This is a genomic window from Paraburkholderia sp. (genome assembly GCF_035656215.1).
Taxonomy (GTDB): Bacteria; Pseudomonadota; Gammaproteobacteria; order Burkholderiales; family Burkholderiaceae; genus Paraburkholderia.
Genome location: NZ_DASRSY010000027.1, coordinates 1 through 7,159 on the forward strand (window position 1 = coordinate 1; position 7,159 = coordinate 7,159).

Below are 7,159 nucleotides of genomic sequence, written 5' to 3' on the forward strand. Positions count from 1 at the left end.
CGACTACCGAGAGCTTGAGCCACGTGCCGATTTCCGCGTCGCCCTCGTGCAGGCATGCGCTGAGTGTCTCGCCCGTCGCCTCGGGTTCGACCAGGCTCCGGGCCGCAAGCCGCAGACGCTTCGCCAGCGCGCGGCCGGCGAGTTTCCGCGGCGACGGCGCTATCAACAGGTTGACGCAGATCGAGATACCGACCGGAATCGCGACCATCAGCCAGGCGTAGAGCAGGGCACGCGTCGCCACTTCGCCGAACGGTGCCATGCCGAGTTCGTCGAGGGCAAAGCCGACGATCATTGCGATGATCGCGCCCACCGGCCGCAGCTTGCTTGCCGACGTCACGAACAGCAGACCGAACGATAGCCCTGCGATGCACGCAACCCGCCACATGGGGTCGTCGAGCGCGAACATGGCCACCACCATGACAAGCCCGACGACCAGCGTGACCAGCACCATCAGTGCCGAGCCCAGCACCACGCTCAGCACCCGGTCGGGCCGGTTCAAAAAGAACACGACATAGGCGGAAATCGCCGCTTCCGGCGTGCCGTACGCGCTCGTCACGAACGCCGTCAGCGCGCAGATTAGCGCGATGCGGGTCGCCATCGCTGCTCGCCCCGGATAGGGGGCGAGCAGCTTCAGGATGTCGGCGGCGCCCGGTCGGGCAAGGTCACCGGCAGGCTGCGCCATGCCGAACCTCGACTATCGCACTCGCACCGATCCGGACCAGCCGGGCCGCCGGCTCGTCGAGATGCACGCGCACGGGGAAGCGCTGGGCGACCCGCACCCAGTTCACGGACTGCTGGACGATCGGCAAGGTGCGCGGCAGATTGATGCGGTCGGAATCGGCAACGCCTGCGCCGATGCCGACCACTTTGCCGTGAATCGCCTGGCTCCGGTCGATCATGGAATAGACGGTCGCGCAATCACCCGGCTGGATCCGCGCGAGCGCCCCTTCCCGGAAGTTGGCGACGGCGAACCATTCGTCCGCGTGGACGAGCGTGAAGATCGACTGATGCGGCGCGATCGTCTCGCCCGCCAGCACCGACAGGCCCGTGACAAAGCCATTCTGCGACGCGCGCACGATGGTGTCGTCGAGGCCGCGCTGCGCGAGCGCGAGGGCGGCCTCGCGCGCATGCACCGTGGCGACGGCGCCCGCTTCGTCGCCGATCGTCTGAGCGGTCGCCTGCTTCTGCTCCTTCGCCTGCTTCAGCGACAACGCGGCATCGTGCTGCGCGACCTGCGCCTGATCCAGTTGCTGGACCGGCACGTAACCCTTTGCTACGAGTGGCGTGAGCCGTTGCACAGTGCGCGACGCCAGTTCGTAGTTGTGTGCCGCTTTGCCGGTCTGGTCGCCGGCGATGACCGCATTAGCGCGCTCACCGACAATCGACCTGCGCCGCGTTTCGAGCGCCGCGCGGGCCAGTTCGAGGTCGGCCTGGGCTTGCGCGAGCGCAAGCCGATAAGGCACAGGATCGATCTCGAAGAGTACGTCGCCCTTTGCGACCCGCTGGTTCTCTTCCACCGCGACCCGGATGATCCGGCCGCCGACTGGCGACGCGACGTGCACGACGTCGGCATCGATCGTTGCGTCATCCGTGGATGGGAAGCGGGTTGTCCGGTCATAGCCGTACCAGGCCACCGCGAGGCCGAGCGCGACGATCACGCCCGCGATCATGCGGCCTTTGACAGCGGCTTTGCGCATGCCTGCGATTTTCATAAGAGCTGTCCTGTTCCGGAAAGCCAGAAGAGCACGGCGACCGTCAGACCGATCGCCACGCAGACGGAGAGCTGAAACGGGACGATCTGCGCCCACCCCGTGGAAACGAATATCCGGTGGGCGATCAGCGCGCCGACGAGTCCGACGACCGCGCTCAATAGCCAGAGCGGAAAATAGGCGCCGAAGATTTCATACGACGGCGCACCGTGCAGCGTACATCCCTGCAAGGACAGACTCAGGGCAGCGACGGCCGGAAGATACCGCATACGGTGCACGATCGAGGCGCAGGCGGTAGTGTGATTTGGCTTGAACGGCATTGCGGCGTCGCGAGGTGGGTGAATACGTTATGGGAGCAATGACATCACGGGCACTTTACCAGTGCGGCAGTTTCCTTTCGACGTTTTCCGTTCTCGCACACGTTCATCTCTATCAAGATCGTCGATAATGAAAATGGATATTGATGTTTGAAATGAACGCGGGCCGAAAGCGGTCGGTAATGCGTGGTCCCTATCAGTCCGTCCGCGACGAATATCGAAGGTCGTGTGCAAACAGGAGAATACATTGCCGTCAACGAGTCTGCGCCTCTACGCCGATGCCCAATTCGCGAGCCCCTATGCAATGTCTGCCTTTGTGGCGCTTCACGAAAAGGGCTTGTCGTTCGAGCTTTCAACGATTGACTTGAGCAATCATGCAAACCGCGAACCCGGCTATGCCGCCAGTTCGCTAACGCAGCGTGTGCCTACGCTGGTTCACGACGACTTCGCTTTGTCCGAGTCGTCCGCCATAACCGAGTATGTCGACGAAGTTTTTTCTGGCACGCCGTTGTATCCGGCAGATCCGCGCCGTCGCGCGCGAGCACGTCAAGTGCAGGCCTGGTTGCGTAGCGATCTGATGCCCATCAGGCAGGAGCGCTCCACTGAGATCGTGTTTTACGGGGCTTCCGCGGCGCCACTTTCTGATGCAGCACGCGCTGCGGCCGGGAAACTGTTTTCCGCCTGCGAGACACTCCTCGCCGGTGACTCGTTGAACCTCTTTGACGAGTGGTGTATCGCAGACGTGGACCTCGCGCTCATGCTCAACCGTCTCGTTCTGAACGGTGACCCTGTGCCGCCCAGGTTGGCTGACTACGCGAGGCACCAGTGGCAACGGCCGTCTGTTCAACTTTGGGTTGGCTTGAATCGACCGCCGCTATGAAAGCCTTCGAACTGGCGGCGAGCGGTTTGATGTTTCTGTTCATGCTGACGTGTTGAACTGAGGGCGGTGTCAGTGTCTGGCGCGCCCGGTGCACTATTTTTGCAGAGCAGGTCTCCGAGCCTGACGTCGCACTTTCGCTGAAGGAAAAGCGGCTTATGATTTTGCTAGAACGCAAAAGGGTCTTCCATGACGTGAAGCATTGCCAATGCGCCGGTGTCCATCCCGGTGCAAGAAGCCTGATTTAATTACCGTCTCCAATGAGCCATCGGTAGTAAGCGTTATCCGGGTCCGTGCGTAAGGCATTGCCGATGTCCTCTGCCCACGCATCGCGATCGCCTTTATAGGCATCCAGTCCGGCTGAATAGAAGCTCTGTAATGCGCTGCGCGAGTTCTCCATGGCGGCGCGGAACGCGTCGTCGGCGCCCTGCAACGGTGGCTCGGTGTGAAGTGCCAGCAGGTGTGCCAGCGTCGCCGGGAAGGCGTCGTGGCGAACCCATGTGGCGTATTCGATGCGCGGTTGATCGTCCGTGACCGGGCGGGCGTCCGCGGCGTAGTACTCGAGGCCGGCGCGGTCGGTGATCCATGTGGCCAGCAACGCCGCCGGCGATGCAATGCCGACTTCGCGCAGTGCCGCAGCGACCTGCGGCTGCGCAAAGCGTGCCTCGATCCGCGGCACGTCCAGTTCGAGCGGCTGCATTGAGCCGACAAGCATCATCTCGTGCAACTCCGTGGTCCACAACGCGGCATGCGGAAACACCTGGATGAAGCTCTGGATCAGCGAGCGTGTGTCCTCTTCATTCTGCGTCGGCAACGGCAGCCATTGCGCGACGATGCCGCCTTGCTGCAGGCGCGACGCCGCCAGGCGGTAGAAGTCCGACGAGTACAGATTGACGACCCCCGCGGCTGACGGCGGTGGCGGTTCGAGCGTGATCAGGTCGTAGTGTTCGGCATTACGCAGCAGTTCGCGTCGTCCGTCACGCATCCGGATGTCCATGCGCGCGTCGGTGCTCATGTTGTAGTTGCCCTTGAACTGCGGCGCGGCACGCACGACGGCCGGCAACAGTTCGGCGATCGCGCGGTGTTCCAGCCCGGGCCAGGTCAGCAACGCGCCGCCCGTAATGCCGGTGCCGAGCCCGATCACCAGCGCTGCGCGCGGTGTCTCACGGTGGATGATCAAAGGCAACAGGGCTTGCAGGCGCATATAGCGCAGCGACGCCATGGTGTCGCCGGAGTTGGAGACACCCTGGATATAGAGCCGCCGGAACTGTCGCTGGCCAGCGTTCTGTTCGACGACCGCTACCGTGCCGCCCGCACTCTCTTCGTAGAAGGTCAGATTGCCGCCGCGCGATTCGGCGAGCAAAGTAGCGAGCCGGTCGGACGGCGTTGCGATCACGGCGACGAGCGTCAGCACGGCAAGGACCGGCACACTCCAGCGCGCGAATGGCCGCACGTCCGAGCCGCGCAGCACGGCGATCAGACTCACTGCGCCCGCGAGGAGGGCGAGTGCCGCGAGTGTGTGAATGAGGCCTAGCTTTGGCACGAGCACGAAGCCGGTCAGCAGCGTGCCGGCGATCCCACCCGCGGTATTGAGCGCCACGACGGCGCCGACGTCGCGTCCCGTATGCCGGTTGTCCACATTAAGACGCAACGCGAAGGGGAATGCCGCCCCCAACAGCAGGGTAGGGACGAAGACGACGCACACGGCTGCTACCGCGAAGCCCGCACACATGGCGGTCAACAGACTGCCGGTAGCGCCGAGCGCGGCTTCTCGAGCGAGACTTTGCCATTGCAGCAGCCAGTTGCCCAGCACGGCAATCTCCAGCAGCGCGACCAGTCCGGCCGACACGATCAGCACGGCAAACACGCCCCACGGATCACGAGAGCGATCGGCGTAGCGCGATGCCAGCGCGCTACCGAGCGCGAGGCCCAACAGATAGGTGGCAAGCACCACAGCGAAGGCAAAACTGCGGGTGCTGATGAATTGCACGATCACCTGCGACCACACCACCTCGTAACCGAGCGCGACGCCGCCGGCGATCGCGTAGAGCAAGAGCGCAAGGCGGGCCTTCGAGGCGGGTGTGTTGCGCTCGGTGCGAGTCGGCGCGTGTGTGTCATTGCTGGCGATGTCCGCTTTAGACTGGCTCAAAGCAACAACCGGTGAGGACGACCCAACTGCCGGCGCGAAGGCCTGCTGCGCGCGTCCGAGCAGTGCGGCGACGAGCGCTGCGCCAGCGTTCAGCGCGGCAGCGGCGCAGGCGCTGCCCAGCACCCCGAGCCATGGAATCAGGACAAAACTCGCGGCCAGCGTGCCTGCAATCGCGCCGGCCGTATTGGCCGCATAGAGACGGGCGCCTGAGCGGCCCATATGGATGGCGGCGGGGCACAGCGCGCGCATCAGCACCGGCAGCGTGCCACCCATCAGTACGGCAGGCAAGCCGACCAGGACGAAGGGTAACGCCCAGGCAAGCGGTCCGATCCGTTCCTGCAGCGAGGCGAACGGCGCCGCGGCATGCGGCAGCATCCACGTGCTGGCGACGGCCAGCACCAGCACGCCGGCTTCGAGCAGCGCATACAGGCGCAAGGGCCGCGCAAGCCGGTCGGCCAGTCTGCCGAAGATCCAGCCGCCTATTGCAAGCCCCGCGAAAAAAGCGCTGACACCGGTGGTGACGGCTTGTACCTCGACGCCGACCACCAGCGCGAGCTGCTTGATCCACAGAACCTGGTAAATCAGCGACGCCGCGCCCGAGGCGAACAGCAGCAGCAACGGCCAGGCGATCGGCAAGCCTGGGCTGCCGGTTTCATTCTGGGGCTCGTGCAAGTGTGCGTCGTCGCGACGCTGTGCGCGTTCCTGTGCGCGGCGCTCACGGCGTGAGCTTTTGGCACGGCTGACCAGCGTTTGGGTCATGGGATGATTGGCGTCAGGAGGGTGTGAACTGATCTGGATCGGCTTGACGCGGCTTGCGCGCGATCAGGACGTTGCGCCCACCGGTCAAAGCCGGCAGGCGCAACCGTACTACGTATTACTCAAGTCCACGCTTCTTGAAGGACTCGTCGATCTTCTTGTCGACCTGGCGGCGTACGCCGTCCACGCTGAAGCTCGCGGGGCGTTGGCTCGGCGGATAGTTGACAAAGGTCTGCAGGAACGTCGACGCCTTCAGTGTGGCGATTCCATTCAGGTAGACGTTCTTCGTCACCCAGTCGTTGTACTGATCCGAGGTGATGTCCGCCCGTTCATAAGGATCCATGCGCAGGTTGAACAGCTTCGGCAGACGCAGGCAGACAAGCGGGTCCTGCCAGATATTCAGGTTGCCCTTTGCACGCTGCTCGCAGAATACCGCCTTCCACGCGTTGCCGTCCTGGTCCCAGCGCATGGCCACCAGATCGCCGTCGTCGTCGAAATAGTAGAACTCGGTGCGTGGGTCTTTGGTCGTCTGTCCTGTCAGGAACGGTAGCTGGTTATATCCGTCGAGGTGATTCTTGAAACTCGCGCCACCCGCTTTAGGCGACCAGCCCTTCAGGAGCCGGTCCGTCACGCTGGCGTCGCCTGCCGCGGCAAGCAGCGTCGGGAACCAGTCGAGTCCCGAGATCATCTCGTTGGATGTTTCGCCCGCCTTGATATGTCCCGGCCAGCGGATCATCGCCGGCACCCGGAACGCGCCTTCCCAGTTGGAGTCTTTCTCGCTGCGGAACGGTGTAGTCGCCGCATCCGGCCACGAGAACTGATTCGGCCCGTTGTCGGTCGTGTAGATGACGATGGTGTTGTTGGCGATCTTCAGATCGTCCAGCAGCTTGAGCAGTTTGCCGACGTCCTGGTCGTGCTCCCACATGCCGTCGGCGTATTCGTTGCCGGGCATGCCGCTCTTGCCGCGAAACTCGGGACGCACGTGCGTGAAGACGTGCATGCGCGTGTAGTTCATCCAGACAAAGAACGGTGTGCCGTTCTTCACCTGCTTGCGGATGAACTCTTCTGCGTGGGCACCGGTTTCGTCGTCGATGGTTTCCATGCGCTTGGCCGTGAGCGGACCGGTATCCTGAACCTTGCCGTCCGAGGTGCTATGAATCACCCCGCGCGGCGAGAAGTTCTTCACGTACGGGTCGTTCTTGTCCTTCGGCCAGTACGGGCGCTCGGGTTCTTCCTCGGCGTTCAGGTGATACAGGTTGCCGTAGAACTCGTCGAAACCGTGGTTGGTCGGCAGGTACTCGTTCTTGTCGCCAAGGTGGTTCTTGCCGAACTGGCCGGTGGCGTAGCCCAT

At 63.5% G+C, this 7,159-nt stretch carries 5 protein-coding genes and 1 pseudogene; 1 reads left to right on the plus strand and 5 read right to left on the minus strand.

Translation table 11 applies throughout. The features are described 5' to 3' along the window. From VFE81_RS01405 to VFE81_RS01415, 3 genes and pseudogenes are all read right to left on the minus strand, one after another. Nucleotides 1-682 (minus strand): annotated as a pseudogene (locus VFE81_RS01405) (FUSC family protein); the annotation flags it as partial. Beyond that, nucleotides 663-1,712, minus strand: coding sequence for a multidrug transporter subunit MdtN (gene mdtN / locus VFE81_RS01410; RefSeq protein ID WP_325042883.1), 1,050 nt, complete (start codon nucleotides 1,710-1,712; stop codon nucleotides 663-665). The gene mdtN and the pseudogene VFE81_RS01405, both read right to left, overlap by 20 nt. Then, nucleotides 1,709-1,978 (minus strand): YtcA family lipoprotein, encoded by a 270-nt coding sequence (locus tag VFE81_RS01415; RefSeq protein ID WP_325042887.1) that lies wholly within the window; start codon nucleotides 1,976-1,978, stop codon nucleotides 1,709-1,711. The genes mdtN and VFE81_RS01415 overlap by 4 nt, the downstream gene beginning before the upstream one ends. Nucleotides 1,979-2,273: 295 nt before the next feature. Here VFE81_RS01415 and yfcF point away from each other — a divergent pair, with 295 nt between their 5' ends. After that, entirely contained in the window at nucleotides 2,274-2,906 is a 633-nt protein-coding gene (yfcF, locus tag VFE81_RS01420; protein ID WP_325042884.1) for a glutathione transferase, read from the plus strand. 241 nt (nucleotides 2,907-3,147) lie between these two features. Here the strand turns inward: yfcF and VFE81_RS01425 are convergent, their stop codons facing one another. Together VFE81_RS01425 and VFE81_RS01430 are read right to left on the minus strand one after the other, a co-directional pair. Continuing rightward, on the minus strand, nucleotides 3,148-5,811 hold the full coding sequence (locus tag VFE81_RS01425) for a fused MFS/spermidine synthase (RefSeq protein WP_325042885.1): 2,664 nt from the start codon (nucleotides 5,809-5,811) through the stop codon (nucleotides 3,148-3,150). 115 nt (nucleotides 5,812-5,926) lie between these two features. Next, nucleotides 5,927-7,159 (minus strand): sulfatase-like hydrolase/transferase (locus VFE81_RS01430; RefSeq protein ID WP_325042886.1); only part of this gene is annotated, 1,233 nt, incomplete at its 5' end.

Coding starts and splice junctions, on each gene's coding strand:
- mdtN (WP_325042883.1), bottom strand. CDS start 1,712: ATGAAAATCGCAGGCATGCGCAAAGCCGCTGTCAAAGGCCGCATGATC.
- VFE81_RS01415 (WP_325042887.1), bottom strand. CDS start 1,978: ATGCGGTATCTTCCGGCCGTCGCTGCCCTGAGTCTGTCCTTGCAGGGA.
- VFE81_RS01425 (WP_325042885.1), bottom strand. CDS start 5,811: ATGACCCAAACGCTGGTCAGCCGTGCCAAAAGCTCACGCCGTGAGCGC.